Source organism: Halomonas sp. HK25 (assembly GCF_047795635.1).
GTDB lineage: Bacteria > Pseudomonadota > Gammaproteobacteria > Pseudomonadales > Halomonadaceae > Halomonas.
Genome location: NZ_CP181044.1, coordinates 91,467 through 109,400, shown reverse-complemented (window position 1 = coordinate 109,400; position 17,934 = coordinate 91,467). Strand labels below are relative to the sequence as shown.

General features: G+C 65.5%; 15 protein-coding genes. 7 read left to right on the top strand and 8 right to left on the bottom strand.

Annotation, left to right across the window (positions count from 1 at the left end; genetic code table 11):
* Nucleotides 1-470: 470 nt before the first annotated feature.
* Nucleotides 471-1,496 (bottom strand): Bug family tripartite tricarboxylate transporter substrate binding protein, encoded by a 1,026-nt coding sequence (locus ACM26W_RS00480; protein ID WP_416138924.1) that lies wholly within the window; start codon nt 1,494-1,496, stop codon nt 471-473.
* Between the two features lie 207 nt (nt 1,497-1,703).
* On the opposite strand from ACM26W_RS00480, the gene ACM26W_RS00475 reads away from it, so the two are divergent.
* Both ACM26W_RS00475 and ACM26W_RS00470 read left to right on the top strand, forming a co-directional pair.
* Nucleotides 1,704-2,744: a Gfo/Idh/MocA family protein gene (locus tag ACM26W_RS00475; protein WP_416138923.1), complete on the top strand. Its 1,041-nt coding sequence runs from the start codon at nt 1,704-1,706 to the stop codon at nt 2,742-2,744.
* Nucleotides 2,745-2,874: 130 nt separating this feature from the next.
* Nucleotides 2,875-4,623: an FAD-dependent oxidoreductase gene (locus ACM26W_RS00470; RefSeq protein WP_416138922.1), complete on the top strand. Its 1,749-nt coding sequence runs from the start codon at nt 2,875-2,877 to the stop codon at nt 4,621-4,623.
* A gap of 95 nt (nt 4,624-4,718) precedes the next feature.
* Here the strand turns inward: ACM26W_RS00470 and ACM26W_RS00465 are convergent, their stop codons facing one another.
* The 4 genes from ACM26W_RS00465 to ACM26W_RS00450 all read right to left on the bottom strand — a co-directional run bounded on the left by ACM26W_RS00465 (nt 4,719) and on the right by ACM26W_RS00450 (nt 9,010).
* Nucleotides 4,719-5,507 carry an SDR family NAD(P)-dependent oxidoreductase gene (locus ACM26W_RS00465; RefSeq protein ID WP_416138921.1) on the bottom strand — a complete coding sequence of 263 codons (789 nt, stop codon included), beginning with the start codon at nt 5,505-5,507 and terminating at the stop codon, nt 4,719-4,721.
* 72 nt (nt 5,508-5,579) lie between these two features.
* Entirely contained in the window at nt 5,580-6,395 is an 816-nt protein-coding gene (locus ACM26W_RS00460; RefSeq protein ID WP_416138920.1) for a sugar phosphate isomerase/epimerase family protein, read from the bottom strand.
* A gap of 24 nt (nt 6,396-6,419) precedes the next feature.
* Nucleotides 6,420-8,186 carry an FAD-dependent oxidoreductase gene (locus tag ACM26W_RS00455; protein ID WP_416138918.1) on the bottom strand — a complete coding sequence of 589 codons (1,767 nt, stop codon included), beginning with the start codon at nt 8,184-8,186 and terminating at the stop codon, nt 6,420-6,422.
* 32 nt (nt 8,187-8,218) lie between these two features.
* Complete coding sequence (locus ACM26W_RS00450; RefSeq protein ID WP_416138917.1) at nt 8,219-9,010, bottom strand: IclR family transcriptional regulator; 792 nt, start codon at nt 9,008-9,010, stop codon at nt 8,219-8,221.
* A gap of 187 nt (nt 9,011-9,197) precedes the next feature.
* Here ACM26W_RS00450 and ACM26W_RS00445 point away from each other — a divergent pair, with 187 nt between their 5' ends.
* Nucleotides 9,198-10,001, top strand: coding sequence for a shikimate dehydrogenase family protein (locus ACM26W_RS00445; RefSeq protein WP_416138916.1), 804 nt, complete (start codon nt 9,198-9,200; stop codon nt 9,999-10,001).
* 37 nt (nt 10,002-10,038) lie between these two features.
* Nucleotides 10,039-11,055 (top strand): tripartite tricarboxylate transporter substrate binding protein, encoded by a 1,017-nt coding sequence (locus ACM26W_RS00440; protein ID WP_416138915.1) that lies wholly within the window; start codon nt 10,039-10,041, stop codon nt 11,053-11,055.
* Nucleotides 11,056-11,136: 81 nt separating this feature from the next.
* Here the strand turns inward: ACM26W_RS00440 and aroQ are convergent, their stop codons facing one another.
* The 3 genes from aroQ to ACM26W_RS00425 all read right to left on the bottom strand — a co-directional run bounded on the left by aroQ (nt 11,137) and on the right by ACM26W_RS00425 (nt 14,353).
* Nucleotides 11,137-11,583: a type II 3-dehydroquinate dehydratase gene (aroQ, locus tag ACM26W_RS00435; RefSeq protein ID WP_416138914.1), complete on the bottom strand. Its 447-nt coding sequence runs from the start codon at nt 11,581-11,583 to the stop codon at nt 11,137-11,139.
* Entirely contained in the window at nt 11,580-12,446 is an 867-nt protein-coding gene (locus tag ACM26W_RS00430; protein WP_416138913.1) for a shikimate dehydrogenase family protein, read from the bottom strand. The genes aroQ and ACM26W_RS00430 overlap by 4 nt, the downstream gene beginning before the upstream one ends.
* 62 nt (nt 12,447-12,508) lie before the next feature.
* Nucleotides 12,509-14,353 (bottom strand): bifunctional sugar phosphate isomerase/epimerase/4-hydroxyphenylpyruvate dioxygenase family protein, encoded by a 1,845-nt coding sequence (locus ACM26W_RS00425; RefSeq protein ID WP_416138912.1) that lies wholly within the window; start codon nt 14,351-14,353, stop codon nt 12,509-12,511.
* A gap of 439 nt (nt 14,354-14,792) precedes the next feature.
* On the opposite strand from ACM26W_RS00425, the gene ACM26W_RS00420 reads away from it, so the two are divergent.
* The 3 genes from ACM26W_RS00420 to ACM26W_RS00410 are packed head-to-tail and all read left to right on the top strand — an operon-like array spanning nt 14,793 to nt 17,855.
* Nucleotides 14,793-15,800: a Bug family tripartite tricarboxylate transporter substrate binding protein gene (locus tag ACM26W_RS00420; protein ID WP_416138911.1), complete on the top strand. Its 1,008-nt coding sequence runs from the start codon at nt 14,793-14,795 to the stop codon at nt 15,798-15,800.
* Nucleotides 15,801-15,860: 60 nt separating this feature from the next.
* Nucleotides 15,861-16,337 carry a tripartite tricarboxylate transporter TctB family protein gene (locus ACM26W_RS00415; RefSeq protein ID WP_416138910.1) on the top strand — a complete coding sequence of 159 codons (477 nt, stop codon included), beginning with the start codon at nt 15,861-15,863 and terminating at the stop codon, nt 16,335-16,337.
* 15 nt (nt 16,338-16,352) lie between these two features.
* Entirely contained in the window at nt 16,353-17,855 is a 1,503-nt protein-coding gene (locus ACM26W_RS00410) for a tripartite tricarboxylate transporter permease (RefSeq protein ID WP_416138908.1), read from the top strand.
* The last annotated feature ends 79 nt before the right edge of the window (nt 17,856-17,934 follow it).

Below are 17,934 nucleotides of genomic sequence, written 5' to 3'. Positions count from 1 at the left end.
ACTGACGTCTGGTGGCCCATCCCGTCGCCTCTCAGCGCCGGTAGCACCGTGGCAGACCACCAGACCTCCCAGGGTAAGACGCGCGACCTTCCCGCTTACGCCTGTCGGATATACGTCATGGCGTTCCGTGCAAGTACCGGGCTTCGATGATTTCGGCCATCTCACCCCGCCATGACGCCTCGTATCCGCTTCCTGTTCGTCAGGCCAGCGTTTTGCCTCGGGCTGCCTTCAGATTCCCCCTCGCGGGGGACACCCTTGCCGTCGGCTAGCACTTCCCCTTGCCGGGCGTGCAGGGGACTTTCACCCCCAAGTCATACCGAGGCACCACCCTCGGGAACAGCGCCAGTCAAGCGCTACGCGCCATGCCTGGCGCACCGAAAAAAGCGCCCCCCGACATCATCAAGGGGGCGCAAGGTCCTGCGGAGGATAGGGTTAACGAATCAGGGCCATCGAATGAGGACGCGTTGCCTTCAGGGCTTGGGGATGCCGAACGCCTCGGGAGATTGCTGGGTGGCACCGGCCGCCTGCATCGCCCAGGTGGTGACCGACTGCCACTTGTCCAGGTACGCCTGAGCCTCGTCCCCGGTCAGGTTCAACGACATGGCACCGTAATCGACCAAGAATTCCTGGAACCCTTCGCTGGCGACCGCCGCGGATACCGCCTCACTCAAGGTCGCCTGGATATCATCGGGCGTGCTCTCGGGGACCCAGACGCCCCAGAAGGAGCCCCACGGCAGGTAGGTCTCGATCGTCGGGATCGCCTCGGTAATGGGCGGCACCCCTGGCACCGCCTGGGACTCGGCAGTATCGACCACGGCTAGCCCCTTCAACTTGCCGGAATTGATGTATTCCTTGGCGGCGGCCAGGCTCAGCGGCATGAAGTCGATGTGCCCGCCCAGCAGGGCGGTGATGCCGGGACCGTCGCCGCCGAAGGTCACCATGCGCACCTCGAGCTCGTCTACGGCATTGATCATGGCATGCACGGTGCTCGGCAGACCGCCGGAACCCGTGCCGCCCATCCGCAGTTCACCCGGATGCTGTTCGGCATACGCCATTAGCTCGGCGAAGTCGTCGAACTCGCTGTCCGGGCTGGTGGCGATGACCGCCAAGTTCTGGCCGATGATGTTGATGGTCTGCATGGCATCGTAGTCGAAATCGGCCAGTCCCAGCACCTGGTAGAGCTGCGCATTATCGGCGGCAAACAGGATGTTGTAGCCATCCGGGCGCTTCCTCATAACGTGGTGCATGCCGATCACGCCGGTTCCGCCCGGCCGGTTGGTAAGCACCAGGTCGGTTCCCAGCTGTTCCTCGATATGCGGGGCCAGGGCCCGCGCCACGTTGTCTGTCGCGCCACCGGCACCCCAGGGAATGGTGCCGTGGATGCTGCGCTCGGGATACTCCGCCAGGGCCTGCCCGGCCATGGGCAGCATAGCCATGGTGACGATCGCACCAGCTCTTTTCAGTTTTCCTGGTTTCAACATGTCCGGTTTCAGCATTTCGGGTACTCCTCGATCTTGTCGTTGGAATGCATCGTTGGATTCGCCGAGGCCTGATCGGCTACCGGGCTCCTGCGGGCATTGTTCGCAAAACGAACATAAATCACCCACACGAACAATCTAGACGGCGGCGCCGATGGAGTCTAGTATTTTATGAACACTATTCCGATATAGAACCATGTCCTAAAATCCGCACTCAAGGAGCGCATGATGTCCCTTTTCCGTATCGCCCTGATCGGTGCCGGCGCCATGGGGTGCCAGCATGCCGGTTACCTCACCAAGGAGCCGACCGCCCGCCTGGTGGCCATCGCCGACCCCTTCAGCTCGGCGCTGGCCGACGAGACCGGCATCGAACGCTTCACCGACCATCGCGAGATGCTCGACCAGGTGCGACCGGATGCCGTGATCATCGCCAACCCCAACGACCTCCACGTCACCACCGCCATTGACTGCCTGGAGCGCGGCATCCCCGCCTTGCTGGAGAAGCCGGTGGCCTGCTCGCAGGATGAGGCAAACCAGTTGATCGCCGCCCAGCAGCGGTACGACGTGCCAATCCTGGTAGGCCATCACCGCCGCCACAACCCAGTGGCCGCGCGGGCCAAGGCGATCATCGACGCGGGCCGGCTCGGCCGCCTGGCGACGGTCACCGGCATGTGGCAGACCTGCAAGCCCGACGACTACTTCACCATGGAGTGGCGCCGCCGCCAGGGCGCCGGGGTAATCCTGATCAACCTGGTCCACGACCTGGACCTGCTGCGCCACTTCTGTGGCGAGATCAGCGCCGTGCAGGCCATGACCCACAACACCCTGCGCGGCTTCGAGGTCGAGGACAGCGCCATCGTCCAGTTGGAGTTCACCAATGGTGCCCTGGGCAGCCTGACGGGATCGGACGCGGTGGTCTCCCCCTGGGGCTGGGACCAGAACGTCAACGAGGTGCCGCTCTACGCGAAGCACCTCGACCAGAGCTGCTACTTCCTGGCCGGCAGCGAGGGGGCGCTGTCCGTGCCGCAGCTCGCACTGTGGCGGTACGGCGAGGCGCGCGGCTGGCAGCACCAGCTAGTCTGCGAGTCGCACCGCTACACCCAGGACAGCGCCCAGCAGCGCCAGCTCGCCCACTTCCTCGAGGTCGCACGCGGCCAGGCCGATCCCCTGGTCGGCGTGGCGGATGCCGCCCGCACCCTGGCGGTGATCGATGCCATCCAGGAGGCCGCCCGGACCGGCCAGCGGCAGGTACCGCTCGCCCCTTGAGAGCGGCCTTGTGACCCGCGAAGTGACAGCGAGGGCTTGCCGAAGAGATAAAAACGGAACACTATTCATATATTGAAATTAATTCTGAAGACGCCGCTAGCCGGCGGCCCATAACGCTGTGAGGTACTGTATGCCGGACCAGACGAGACCCCGTTGGGATGAGGAAGTCGACCTGCTGGTCGTTGGCGCAGGGGCCGGAGGCATGACGGCGGCTCTGGTCGGTGCCCTCGAGGGACTCGAGGTGCTGCTGTGCGAGAAGACCGACATGGTGGGCGGTATCACCGCCACCTCCGGCGGAACCATCTGGATCCCCGGCACTCACCTCAGCGTGGAGGCCGGCGTGCCCGATTCCACCGAGGCCGCTGCCCGCTTCCTCGAGGCCGTGGTGGGTGAGCGCGGCGGCGACGAGACCCGGGCCGCCTTCCTCGAGGCGGGCCCCCAAGTGGTCAAAACCCTGCAGTCCCTGACAGCCGTGCAGCTGGTAGCCGCCCAGGCCCACCCCGACTATATCGGCAACCAGCCTGGCGAGGCCTACGGGGGGCGCGCCCTGGCTCCGCTGCCCTTCGACGGACGCCGGCTCGGCAAGGCGGACTTCGCCCGCGTGCGCCCCCCACGCCGCGAGTTCCTCGCCCTCGGTGGCATGATGGCGGCACGCAACGAGATCGATGCCCTGCTGCACCCCTTCGCCTCGCTGGCCAACTTCCGCCTGGCGACCGGCACGGTGCTGCGCTACGCCCTGGATCGCCTGCGCTACCCACGCGGCACCCGCTTGGTGATGGGCAATGCCCTGGTCGCCCAGCTGCTCTACAGCCTGCGTCAGCAGCGGGTGCCGCTGCGCTTCGAGACGCGACTGGTCGATCTTGTCAAGCAAGGGGATGGAGTGGCCGGCGCCATCATCGAAGGCCCAGAAGGACGCCGCCATGTCCGCGCCCGCCGCGGGGTGGTACTGGCCACCGGCGGCATCGCCCACAACAAGGCACTGCGGAATCAGCTCTACCCCGAGGCCACCCGGCGCTACTGCCTGGCACCAGAGACCCACACCGGAGACGGCGTCGAGACGGCGCTGGCCGGCGGCGCGGCGCTGGCCGAAGGGCTCGACAGTCCCGGCCTGTGGATGCCCTGCTCCATCCTCCGTCGCCGAGACGGCACGGAGCTGATGTGGCCGCACATCATCCTCGACCGCGCCAAGCCGGGGCTGATCGCCGTGAACAGTGCCGGGCGCCGCTTCGTCAACGAGTCGGACTCGTACCACGACTTCGTGATGGGCATGCTGCGCTCCGCGGAACAGGCGCCGGACAGGCCGGCTCACCTGATCTGCGACCGGGCCTTCCTGGAGAAGTACATCCTGGGCATGGTGTTCCACGGCACCCGGCGTCTCAAACCCTATCTGGAGGCGGGCTACCTGATCGAGGGGGACACCCCCCAGACGCTTGCCGGGAAGATCGGCGTCGACCAAGGCGCCCTCGAGCAGACCCTGGCCGACTACAATCGCCACGCCGAACGCGGCAAGGATCCCGCCTTCGGACGTGGTAGCAGCGCCATGAACCGCTTCAACGGTGACCCCGAAAACACGCCCAACCCCTGCGTGCGCACCATCGGGCCGGGCCCCTACTACGCCATGGCGGTATGGCCGGCCGAGCTGGCCAGCAGTGCTGGGCTCAAGGGTGACAAGGATGGCCGGGTGCTGGATGCCGACGACAGGCCAATAGCGGGGCTCTACGCCTGCGGCAACGACCTGAGCTCCATGTTCCGTGGCACCTACCCGGGGCCCGGAACCACCATCGGCCCCGCCATGGTGATGGCCTGGCGCGTAGTCCAGCATGCCGCGTCCACTACCGGCCAGGCAAACGCCAGTGCATCGCAACGAGCTGCGGTGTAACGCAGGGCCGGCAGACCAATCACACCCTCCCCCACAACGACCAGGCCCCGATTTCAACCGGGGCCTGGTCGTTGTGGCTGGGGATGGGCGCACGGCTAGCCCTGGGGCGGCAGGCCGGGAATATGGCCCATGATGGAGCCGGCGAAGCCGCCGTCGGCCAGGAGGTTCTGGCCAGTCATATAGGCGGCACTGTCGCTGAGCAGGAAGGCGGTAACGCCCGCGATGTGCGCCGGTTGGCCGATCTCATGGATGGGAATCACCTGCTCACGCTTCGCGACCACCTCGGGATGCCGGTAGAGCCTGTCGGTGGCAGCGGTGTGGATCATGCCCGGCGAGATACTGTTGACCCGGATGCCGTCCGCCGCCCACTCCTGGGCCAGTTGCTGGGTAAGCATGATGACCGCGGCCTTGCTGCTGGAGTAGGCGCCGCTACCCGGATGAGGCTGGACACCCACCATCGAGGCGATGGTGACCAGACTGCCATGGCTCATCTTGAGCGCCGGATAGGCCGCCTTGGCAAGCAGCCAGGTACCCCGTACGTTGACGTCGAATAGCCGGTCCCAATCGGCCTCGTCCAGCTCGGCCAGACGCCCGGGGGCCATGATGCCGACATTGGACACCACACCATCCAGGCCACCGCAGCAGACTTGTGCCTCCTCCACCAGCCGGGCCGGACTCGCCGGGTCGGCCATGTCGCCGACCAGCGCGGTGGCCCGGGCCCCCTCACGCTCGAGCTCGTCCACGATAGCGGTGAGGGCGTCGCTCTCGCGGCTGGCGGTCAGCGCCAGATGCGGGGTCTCACCCCTGGCCAGGGCGTCACTTGCCAGCTTGCGGGCGATGCCCGCGCCGATACCGCGGCTCGCGCCGGTGATCAGGACTCGCATACGTTCTCTCCTTCTTCTATGGGGTCAGGGGGTCAGGGGGTCAGGGGGTCAGGGGGTCAGGGGGTCAGGGGGTCAGGGTTCCAGGCTCTCGAGCAGGAGCCGGCTGGCCAGCAGGGCCTCCCGGGCCCAGCGTTCGTGACCAAGTTCGGCGATGCGCCGCTGGTTCGGCACCTCGACACTGACCGGCAGGTCATCAGGCAGCTGACGCCAGAAGCCGGCCAGGTCAATGCCTCCCTCGCCGGGCAGCCAGCGCTCGGTACGGGCGGCCCGAATCAGCTCGGCCTCTTCGGTCGGACGCTCCGCCGGGCCATCGCAGATCTGGGCATAGTGCAGCCAGTCGCGCGGCAGCTCGGCGAGCTGCTCGGGCCGCCCACCAGAGCGGTCGAAGTGCAGGGCATCGACGATGATGCCGCCGTTGGGCTGCCCGGCCTGTGCGACGACGTGCTGTGCCGTAGCGAGATCGGGGACCCGGGTCCAGGGCATGAACTCAAGATCACAGGCCAGTCCGAAAGGGCGTGCCGCCTCGCACAAGGCCACATAGGAGGCGACCAAACGGCCGGGCTCCGGGTCGTCGGCGGCCACCAGGATCACCCGGGCACCGAGTTCGGCCCCTACCTCGAAGAAGGTCAGATACTCCTCGGCCCGGAAGCGAGCATCCAGCCGGACCATCTCCAAGTCGAAGATGCCGACACCGGTCGCGGACATGGCCGCCCGGGTGTCGCGCTGCAGGGCGGTATCTTCCATCAACGGGAAAGCCAAGCCCCCCGGCGCGGCAGGTAGCAGGCGGATACCCGCATACCGATAGCCGGTGCGGGCCGCCACCTCGAGCATCTCCGGCGGGCGCAGCCCCTCGGTGGTGAGGTGCGACAGCGAGTAGTCGCGTGCCATGGCAAAGCTCCTTTTCTAGCCCACTTATGGCTCGCCAACCGACGAGCATAAGGACGACGTCCCGGCGGTCCCGAGCGCGACCCCGGCGGCATGGTGGGCGGTCACATAGCCGAAGGTCATGGCCGGCCCCAGGGTGATGCCGCCGCTGGGGTAGCGGCCGGCCATCACGCTGGCCATGTCATTGCCGGCGGCATAGAGGCCGAGTATCGGTACCCTATCGCCATCCAGGGCACGACCGTGCTCGTCTGCCGCCAGGCCGGCGAAGGTGCCGAGACTGCCTGGCACCACCTTCACCGCATGGAAGGGGCCATGGGTGATGGGCGCCACACAGGGATTGGGCGCATGATCCGGATCGCCCATGCCTCGTTGATAGGGAGTATCCCCGCGGCCAAACGCGGGATCTTCGCCATGCTCAGCATGGTGGTTATAGTTCGCAAGCGTCGCTGCAAGGCCCGCGGGATCGATGCCGCAGGCCTCAGCCAGTACCTCCGGGGTCGTGGCACTCCTGAGGTAGCCGTTGCGCTGCCAGGGCAAGAGCGGCAGCGGCGCCGGCCGCGACATGCCCAGGCCATAGCGGCGCTGGAACCGGTGGTCGCAGACCAGCCAGGCCTCCACCGTCTCGCCCTGCGGCACGGCGGCGAACAGCGCCCGCATGAGGTCGTGATAGGAGCCGGCCTCGTTGACGAAGCGCCGACCATCGCGGGTCACCGCGATCAGCCCCGGTTTGGCACGGTCGATCAGGTGCGGGAAACGCCCGACGCTGCCGTCGCGGCGTGGCACTAGCGACACTGGCGCCCAGGCCGCATTGGAAAAATCGAACCCCCGGACTTGTGCACCCAGCGCTTCGGCCAGGCGCAGGCCATCACCGGTGTTGGTGAGTGGCGCCGCCGAGCGGTGCGGCGTGCCCGCGGCCACATGGGGGAGCAGCGCCAGATGGCGGCGGGTGTCGTGGGGGAATCCCCCAGCCGCCAGCACCACCCCGCATCGGGCCCGTACGCATCGCGCACCACTCGGCGTATCGAGCACGGCACCGGTGACCCGCTCGCTCTTCTGCAGCAGGCGATGGGCGGGGCTCGACGGCAGCAGCGTCACCCCAAGGTCCAGGGCACTCTTCAAGAGCCCAGCGACCAGGGCATTGCCGTTGACCAGCTGCATGCCACGTCGGTAAATCACCAGATCGAGGAAGTGGCGTGCCAGACGGCGGCTGACATGGATGAAGGAGTCGAACGAGCGCATCGCCTTGAGGAAGTGCCCCAGATCGGCGCCGCCAGCAATGCCCATGCCCCACAGGGAATGCAGATCCAGCGGCGGGCGCAGCAGGCGGATCGCGCGGCCCAGGCGCCGGCCATCGAAGGGCGCGGCACACACTGAGCGGCCACCGGTGGAGGCATGGGGCCGGTGGCCGTGGAAGTCTGCCATCTTGTTGCCATCGACGAAATCCAGCGCTGTGTGGCGACGGAAGAAGTCGACCATGGCTGGCCCCTGGTCAAGGAACATCTCGACCCGTGCCGGCTCGTAGCCCTCCCCCAACTCTTCGCGCAGGTAGGCCCGCGGCGCCTCCGGGGACTCATCGATACCCGCCTCGCGGGCCAGGGGATTACGGGGGATCCACATCCAGCCGCCTGACCAGGCGGTAGTGCCGCCGAGCACAGGGGCCTTCTCGGCGACGATCACTTCAAGCCCGAGATAGGCAGCGGTGACGGCCGTGGCGAGGCCCCCGGCCCCCGAGCCAATCACCAGCAGATCGCACTCCAGATCGCGGGCGGCAGAAGGTGAGGGCTTTGAGGTCATCGATGGTCCTTCTCTGACAATGCTTGGCCTCGCTACAGCTGCGAGGCGGTGGAGGGACGGCCGGCCCGCAACAGGCTGGAGGCCGAGGTGGAGGCGGCTAGTTCATCGGCCACGTTGAGCAGCTCATCGCCCAGCGCCAGCATGCGCTCCTTGGTGAAGCGGATGCTGGGGCCTGCGATACTGAGAGTACCGAGGGCAGCCTGGTCGCCGCGTCGCACCGGCGCGGCAATGGCGTTCATGCCCGGGGCGAAGGTCTCCACGGTGAGGCTGAAGCCCCGCGTGCGCGTCTCGCGCAGTGCCTCCAGCAAGGAGGCAACCGTGGTCGGCGCATTGGGGCCGTACTCCTCGACATTGCCGAATCCCTGCTCCGCGACCAGTTCCAGGGCCGCCTCGTCGCTCAGGGTAGCGAGCCAGGCGAGTCCCGAGGAGCTGCAGGAGAGCTTGGCCACGGCGCCCATGTCCGGGTCGTATCGCAGCCCACGAGTGGCCCCCTGGGCCTTGGCCACCCAGGTCAGGCGGCGGCCGTCGACCACCGCCAGTCGCACCAGCTCGCCGCTGCGCTCCGCCAGGCGGTCGAGCAGCGGCTGGGCGGCGTCGAGGATGCCCATCTCGCCGAGGAAGCCGAGCCCCAGTGAGACCAGCTTGGTGGTCAGCATGTAGTCCCCCTGGTCACGCACCTGGCGCACATAGCCGTAGCGGGCCAGGTCGGTCAGCAGGCGATGCGCCGCGCTGCGTGGCATGCCGAGCCGTTCGGCGATCTCCGCTAGCGGCAGCCCCTCGGCCTCGCACGCCAGCAGTTCCAGGATTCCCAGTGTTCTTTCCATTACACCAGCCATGGGCGTCTTCCTTCCGATAACCGTCGAGGCCCATAGAGTGCCATGTCCGGGCCGCCCTGTGGAGAGCATAGCGAAGACTGACCACTACAGAACAATAGCCATTAGTTGAATACTATTCTATTTTTAAAATATGTTCTACTACGCTCCAAGCAAATCACTTCTCCAGAGGCTTGTCATGATCGAACGACTCGACGGCGCCACGCGCCTCTACCTGATCCTCGGTGACCCCATCGCCCAAGTGAAATCCCCCATGGGCGTGACCCAGGCCTTCCAGCATCGCGGCCACAACGCCCTGCTGGCGCCGCTGCAAATCGCCCCCGACAACCTTGGTGACTTCATCCGCGGTGCCTCCCTGGCGCGCAACCTGGACGGTCTAATCGTCACCGTGCCCCACAAGTTTTCCGCCCACGGCCACTGCACTAGCGCCACTGAACGGGCCGACTTCCTGGGGGCGGTGAACGTGATGCGCCGGGATGCCGACGGACATTGGCATGGCGATCACGTGGACGGGCTCGCCTACGTGGCGGCCCTGCGCCAGAAGGGCTTCGAGCCAAGCGGTGGGCAGGCTCTGGTGGCGGGGGCCGGGGGTGCGGGCTCTGCCATCGCCGAGGCGCTGGTTCGGGCCGGCGTAGCCCGGCTGGCCATCCATGACGAGGACGCTGCTCGCCGCGACGCCCTCATAGATCGCCTGGCTTCCCTGGAGACGACCGAGGTCGTCGCCGGGAGCCGCGACCCTGCCGGCTTCACGCTGGCGATCAATGCAACGCCCTGTGGCATGGGCGAGAGCGACCCGCTGCCCCTCGACCCGGCGGGACTGAACGCCGACACCTGGGTCGGCGACGTCATCACCGCCCCGGAGGTCACCGACTGGATCTCAGCCGCACGCAACAAGGGCTGCCAGACCGTGCTCGGCGTCGATATGTTCGCTGCTGTGAAGGAACTGATGGTCGAGTTCCTGCTGGAAGACAAGGACGCCTGAACACTCCCCCATCAACCCAACAAAGTGAGCAATGACAATGACAAACTCTCAGACTCTAAAGACGCTGATCTCAGTCCTGACCCTTTCCATGACGGCCCTGGCACTGTCGGTGCCGGCTCTGGCCGACTATCCGGAGCGGCGCATCGATGCCGTGGTGCCCTGGGGCGCGGGCGGCTCCACCGACAACATGGCCAGAAGTCTGACACCCCACGTGGAGGAGGTCCTGGGTACCGACATCGTCATCAACAATCGCCCCGGAGGCACCGGTGTCATCGGCACCAATGTCGTGCGCACTCGACCGGCCAACGGCTACTCGCTGCTGTACGGAGCCGAGAACGCTCAGCTCTACCCGATTCTGGAACTGGCCGACTTCGACTACGGCGACCTCCATCCCGTCAGCCTGATCGGCCAGGGTATCGTGCTGATCGTGGCGCCGGCCGGGAAGGCTTGGAACGACTTCGGCGACCTGCTCGCCGAGGCCAGTGCTAACCCAGGACAACTACGCATGGGTGACGCCGGTGCCGGCGGCCTGCCCAGCACGGTGCTGGCGATGATCAACGCCGTGGACGAACTGGATGTGCGCTCGGTGACCTTCGGTGGCGACGGCCCTGCCATCACGGCAATGCTCGGCAACCACCTCGACTTCATGCCAATGGCGCTGGCCTCCGCCCAGGAGCAGATCCGAGCCGGCAACCTCAAGGTTCTCACGGTGCTGAGCGATGAGTCCGTCGAGCAACTTCCAGATGCGCCTCCGATCACCGACTTCCTCCCGGAGATGGAAAGCTTCCTACCCTGGGGGCCCTTCTGGGGTGCCTATGTCCGCCAGGACACGCCGGACACGATCAAGGCCACTCTAGAGAGCGCCTACGCCGAGGCCATTGCTCACGAAGACTTCCAGGCCTTCCTGGACCGTAACGGGGCCACATCGCTCAACCTGCAGGGCGAGGAGGCCCAGGATTTCCTGAGTCGCTGGCAGTCGGTGACCTCATGGGCCATGGAGGATGCCGGCTCGGCCAAGGTCTCGCCGGAAACGCTGGGCATTCCGCGCCCCTGATCGCTAAATTGCCGCTGTAACGACAACACCAGCGGCCGTGCCGCTGGTGTTGTCATGTAGGTAGGACCAAGAAGCTCGGGATTATCCGTCGCCGGCCTGGATCACGGCGTGCAGCGCCGCCTGGTAGCCCTGGGTACCGAGCCCGGCAATCACCCCGTCGGCGCGCAGCGAGACATAGGAGTGGTGGCGAAAGCTCTCGCGCTGGTGCACGTTGGAGATGTGCACCTCGAAGACCTTGCCCTCGAAGGCGTTCAGGGCATCGAGGATCGCCACCGAGGTATGGGTGTAGGCCGCGGGGTTGATTATGATCGCCACGGTGCCGTCGAGGCGCGCGGCATGGATGGCGTCGATCAGCTCGCCCTCGTGGTTGCTCTGCTGGCAGTGGATGTCCCAGCCGGCCAGCACCGCCGTTTCGCGCAGGGCGTTGTTGACGTCGCCCAGGGTCTCGTAGCCATAAATCTCTGGCTGGCGGGTGCCCAACAGGTTGAGATTGGGCCCATGCAGCACCAGCACCTTGCCCTGGCTCATGCGCCTGTCTCCTTCAGCAGTTCCCGCTTGTAGTGGACGAACAGGGTTTCGGCCTGCTCTTCGGCAGCGGCACGCTTGGCCTCATCCTCGCAGAACAGCTTGAAGGCGTCGACGCCCTGGAAGACGAATAGGCTGACGCCGCTTACCACCGCTGCGCCGGCGGCCTTGGCGGCAGCCACGAACTCGGTAACTGGCGGCACATAGACCGCATCGAAGATCCAGTGGTGGGCTCCAATCAGCTCCTTGGGTAGCGGGCAGCCGGGGCTCTTCTCGTGGCCGATGGGGGTGCAGTTGACCAGGCCGTCGCAACCCGGCACCGTCTCGGCGAGCTGCTCGGCCGTGATGATGGAAGCGGCGAAGCCCTGGGCCTCGAGCTCCCCGGCCAGCTGACGCGACTTGGCCGGGTCGAGATCCAACAGGATCACCTCCGAGGCGCCGAGCTTGCCCAACCCAAAGGCCACCGCCTTGCCCACGCCCCCGGTGCCGATCAGCAGCACTCGGCCCGGCTGACGTTCGCCTAGGGTGGCCCGAAAACCGCTCATGAAGCCGGTGAAGTCGGTGTTCTCGGCGACTATCTCGCCACCCTCGAATACCAGGGTGTTGGCCGCTCCCACCATCCGCGCGCCCTCCGAGGGGCGGGTGGCCAGCGTCACGGCGGCCTCCTTCCAGGGATAGGTGACATTGACGCCCCGATAGCCCTCGGCGATCACCTTGCGCACCTGTTCCTCCAGCGAGGCGATGGGTAGCTCGTTGGCATCGAAGAGGTCATAGGTGGCCGGGATGCCGGTGAGCTCGCCGAGCCGCACATGCAGATCGGGCGAGCTGGAGTTCATGATGGCCTTGCCGATGAGACCGAGTTTCATAGCTATCCTCCCTAGCGAAGGCGGCGCCATGCCACCTTCCTATCATTGTTGTGGGCCGCCTTTCAGCGCTGGGCAGCCTGGGCCGCCAGGCGGATGCCCGCATTGGCCGCGCCAAACTGCTGGTACCCGCCCCGCCGCTCGACGATCTCGAAGAAGAAGCGCCCCGAGAAGGTCTCGGTGTAGGCGTGGAAGAAGTCCCCTTCCTCATTGCGGTCGAAGAGGATATTGCGCTTGCGCATCGCCTCCAGAAGCGCCTCGTCGAGGCCGAAGCGGGCCTCCAGGTCGTGATAGTAATTCTGCGGGATCTTCAGCAGCGGCAGGCCTCGGGCCTGAATCTCGTCGACGGTGGCGAAGATGTCGTGACTCTCGAAGGCGATCTGCTGCACGCCTCCGCGGAACTCGCTAAGGAAGCGCCCCGGCTGGGTGTCCTGAGCCTGGGAGACCGTCAGCGGCAGGCGGATGCTGCGGTCGGGGCTGACCACCGCCTGACTCACCAGCATGCCCCGCGGGTCGATGATCTCGTTCTCCGTTTCGGCATTGAAGCCGAAGACGGTGCGGTGGAACAGCTGCCAGCCCAGCAGCTGGGTCGCCGGCAGCACGTAGGAGAGATGGTCGATGCACGCCAGTCCCGCCTCGTTGCGGCTGTCCTGATCGAACAGTTCGAAGTCGGTCTGCCACTGGAGATCATCGGCGGCCGCATCGTCCACCAGATAGACCAGGCTGCCTTCGATGCCGCGCAGGGCGGGGATCTCCATCTCGCCCTCGCCCACCTGGCCGCGGAAGGTCGGCGACTTGAAGGCCTTGGCTCGCGCCAGGGCGCGCTCGACGTCATCGACCCGGAAGCCCACGGCGCACACCGAGGTGCCGTGCAGCAGCCGGAAGGTGTGGGCGAAGCTGTCGGTCTCGAAGTTGAGCACCAGATGGATCTCACCCTGCTTCCAGAGCTCGACGCTCTTGGAGCGATGGCGCCCCACGTGGCGAAAGCCCAGCGCCTCGATGAACTCGCCCAGGGGAGCGGCGCTCTCCTCGTCCAGGGTGAACTCGATGAAGTGAATGCCACTGTAGTGCGGCGCCGGAGGGATCTCGTCGGCCCAGCGCCCCTGAGGCAGCAGGTTCTCGAGCCAGATCAGCGAGCGCAGCCCGTCCAGGGCGGTGATCTCGGTGGGGGCGGCACGGAAGGCGTCGCTGAAGATCTCCAGGGACAGCGGCCCGTCATAACCGCTCCTGGCCAGCGCCTCCATGAACGGCTTGAGCGGCAAGCGTCCCTGTCCGGGGAAGCAGCGGAAGTGACGGCTCCACTGCAGGATATCCATCTCCAGCAGCGGGGCATCGGCCACCTGGACGAAGAAGATCTTCTCCCTGGGGATCTTGCCGATGGCAGAGAGATCATGCCCCCGAGAGAGGATATGGAAGCTGTCGAGCACCACGCCGAGGTTGGGATGATCGGCGCGGCGCACCGCTTCCCAGGCATCTCGGTAGTCGGAGATATGCCGCCCCCAGGCCAGCGCCTCGAAGCCCACGCGGATATTGCGCCGTGCCGCCCGCTCGGCCAGCTCGCGCAGGTCCGCCACAACGCGGTCCATATCGTCGATGGTCTGGGGCGAGACGTTGCTGCACACCAGCAGGAAATCGGTGCCCAATTGCTCCATGAGGTCGAACTTGCGCTCGGCACGCTTGAGGTTGCGGCTGCGCTGGGGCTCGGGCATGGCCTCGAAATCGCGAAACGGCTGAAAGGCCACGATGACCAGGCCCAGGCGCTCGCACAGGGCCCTCACCTCCTCGGGGGAGCCATCGAAGGAGAGCAGGTCGTTCTCGAAAATCTCCACGCCGTCGAAACCGGCGCGGGCGATGGCCTCCAGCTTGGTTCTCAGGTCACCGCTCAGGCAGACGGTCGCTATGGCACGCATCCTCATCCTCTCCCGGCCCCTCTCGCCGGATGGCGATGGCAGCCTCGCTTGTCATCAGGAACGGCGTCACCCGATCCGACTGAAAATAGAACTCAGTTTTAATGTTCGCATAGCGTTCTTTAGTTCGCAATATGCACGATAGTCTCATTCCAAGTAAGTAGCAGGCCTCCACCAACCCCGGCCAATCAACGACTACTATAGAAGCAGGGACTGGAAAGCGGGGCGGTTCGTGCCATCTCGCGTGACCCCTGGCACGGAAACACCGCTCGCCATTCAACCTTCGTCGAAGATAGACAGATGGGCATTGACACAAATGGAAGCGAGTTCTAGTGTTCGCCCACAGCACTTGAGTTCGACAAGCGAACAAGAGCCCAAGAACCCCGCCGTGACCCGATCAACTGGCTAGGCATACAACACAATAACCCCCGGAGGATTTCACATGTTCAAACCGCTTCTCACTGTAGTCGCCGTTGCCACCGGCTCCCTGGCACTCGCCGGCAGTGCGCTGGCCGACTACCCTACACGCAACATCCAAGGCACCATTCAGTGGGGTACCGGTGGCGCTACCGACAACGTGGTGCGCAGCCTGACGCCCCACGTCGAGGACGTCCTCGGCACCACCATCGTGCTGACCAACCGCCCGGGCGGCACCGGGGTGATCGGCATGAACCATGTGATGCGCCAGCGTCCGGATGGCTACAACATCCTGTTCGGCGCAGAGAACCCGCAGCTCTACCCGCTGATGGGCCTCGCCGACTTCACCTATGACGACATGCATACCGTCAACATCATCGGCCAGGGCCTGGTGGTGATCGCTGCTCACCCGGACAGCCCCTTCGACACCTTCGCCGAGCTGCTCGAGTACGCCAAGGAGAACCCGGACGAACTGCGCATGGGCGGTACCGGTGCCGGCGGTTTGCCCAGCACCATCCACGCCATGATCAATGCCGTGGACGAGCTCGACGTTCGCACCGTTACCTTCGGCGGCGACGGCCCCGGGGTCACCGCCCTGCTGGGCGAGCACATCGACTTCATGCCGCTGAGCCTTTCCGCCGTGGCCGAGCAGATCCGTGGCGGCCGGCTCAAGGGCCTGGCCGTACTGACCGACGAGGAGCTCGAGGAACTGCCTGGCGTGCCGCCGATCACCGAAGCGCTTCCCGACATAGAGGCGTTCCTGCCTTGGGGCCCCTTCTGGGCCGTCTTAGTCCATCAGGACACGCCTGACGAGATCAAGACCACCCTCGAGGATGCCTACGCGGAGGCCGTGGCCAGTGACGGTTTCCAGGAGTTCCTGCAGAACTTCGGCGGCGCCACCCTGAACCTGCGCGGCGATGAGGCCCAGCAGTACCTGGACAACTGGCAATCCGTGACCGCCTGGGCCATGTACGATGCCGAAGCGGAAACGATCAAGGTGTCACCCGAAGAGCTTGGCATCCCGCGCCCGTAAACCCATTCACCGCAGCAGGGGATGAAGGGCGCGTTGCCCTTCATCCCTTGGAGTCTTGTCATGAGCAAGCAATTTGAAAGGGTCCAGGCCGGCGAGAAGGTCTTCGACTGGCTGCTGCTGCTGTTCAGCATCGGCGTCATCATCGAAGCCTATCGAATCGATGGTGCACTGCGCCTCAATTCCGCGGGTTCGTTTCCAATCGGCCTGGCACTGATCATGCTGGCAACGTCACTGACAATTGTTGTCAGCCACCGACGCAAGCGGCGTGATCCCCGCATCCGCAGTGCCTTGCACGAATTCCAGGTATTCCTCTATGACCACTTTAAACCCCACATCGTGGTGTTCTCGATCGTCTCGGTGATCTACCTGGCCGCCATCATCTGGGCGAGCTTTTATATCAGCACCTTTGTCTTCCTGGCGGCCATGTTCATCTACTTCCGCCAGGGCAAAATCATCAGCTCGCTGATCATCACCTCCCTGGCCATCGCGGTGATCTACGTGCTGTTCACCATGGTCTTCCGTGTTTACCTCCCCTGATCCTCGAGGCTCCCGATGAGTGATACGTTTTCCTTTCTGCTCATGGCCTGGATGGATCCGGGCCTGCTCGGCCTGACCGCCCTGGGCGTGCTGGCCGGCATCTATATCGGCGCGATTCCTGGCCTGTCCGTGACCATGGCCGTGTCGATCCTGATCTCCTTCACTTTCGCCTGGGATATCAACAACGCCCTGGCCCTGATGGTCGGCATCTACGTAGGCGGTGTCTACGGCGGCTCGCGGACGGCCATCCTGCTTAACATTCCCGGCGCCCCCTCGGCGGTGGTCACCGCCTTCGACGGCTACCCCTTGGCCCAGCGCGGCGAGGCCGGGCGCGCCATCGGCCTGAGCACCGTGATGTCGGTGATCGGTGGCTTGATCGGCGTGGCCGTCCTGGCCGGCACCGCCCCCTACCTCTCCGACCTGGCGCTGCAGTTCGCCCCCCGCGACTACTTTCTGATCGCCGTCATGGGGCTGCTGCTGGTCAGCTCGCTCTCCGGCAAGTCGCTGGCGCGAGGCATCTTCTCGGTGGCGCTGGGCGCCACCATCGGCCTGGTCGGCATGGACATGGTCACCGCCCAGCCACGCCTGACCCTGGGCAGCATGGAGTTGCTCGGTGGCATCCATTACGTGGTGGTAATGATCGGTCTGTTCGGCGTAGCCGAGGCCTTCTACCAGCTGCACAATATGGCCAAGGTGCCGGTCAAGCAGAAGGTCGACAAGATCATTCCACCGCTCAGCATGGTGCTGAAGTTCCTGCCGCTGTCGATCCGCACGTCCATCATCGGCGTGGTCGTCGGTGCCCTGCCCGGCACCGGCGGTGATATCGCCTCGCTGTTCGCCTATGACCATGCCAAGCGCACTGTCAAGAACCCCACCGCCCCGTTCGGCGAGGGCGCCTACGAGGGCCTGGTCGCCCCGGAGACCGCCAATAATGCGGCGGTGGGCGGCGCCTATGTGCCCATGCTGACCCTGGGGATGCCCGGCGACGCGGTGACCGCGGTGATCCTCGGTGCCCTGGTCATCCATGGCCTCAACCCAGGCCCGATGCTGATGATCGAGACACCGCACATCTTCTGGTTCACGGTGGGCAACCTGGCACTGGCCAACATCTTCCTGCTGGTGTTCGGCCTAACCGGCATCAAGATCTTTTCCAAGGTGGTCGAGATCCCCAAGGCTATCCTGATTCCCTTGATTCTGGTGCTCTGCGTGGTCGGCACCTACTCGCTCAACAGCAGCATGATGGAAGTGTACTGGATGCTAGGCTTCGGCATCCTGGGCTACTGGCTGAAGGTGTTCGGCTTCCAGATGGGCCCGATTATCCTCGGCGTGATTCTCGGCCCCCTGCTCGATGAGTCCTACCGCCAGGCCATGTCCTCGGTGGGCGATCGCGCCGGTGACTTTCTGCTCGCTCTGATCACCAACCCGCTGTCGCTGGTGCTGACCTCGGTGATCGTGCTGGTGCTGTTGGGCAATACCCCGCTGAAGGGTTGGCTAGTGGGTCGCTTCCAGCGACACTGAACCTGCCTGTCCATCAGCAGTTGACAGCGCGGCCCGATGGGCCGCGCTGCCGTTCTGGATACGGCCAACCGAAGTCATC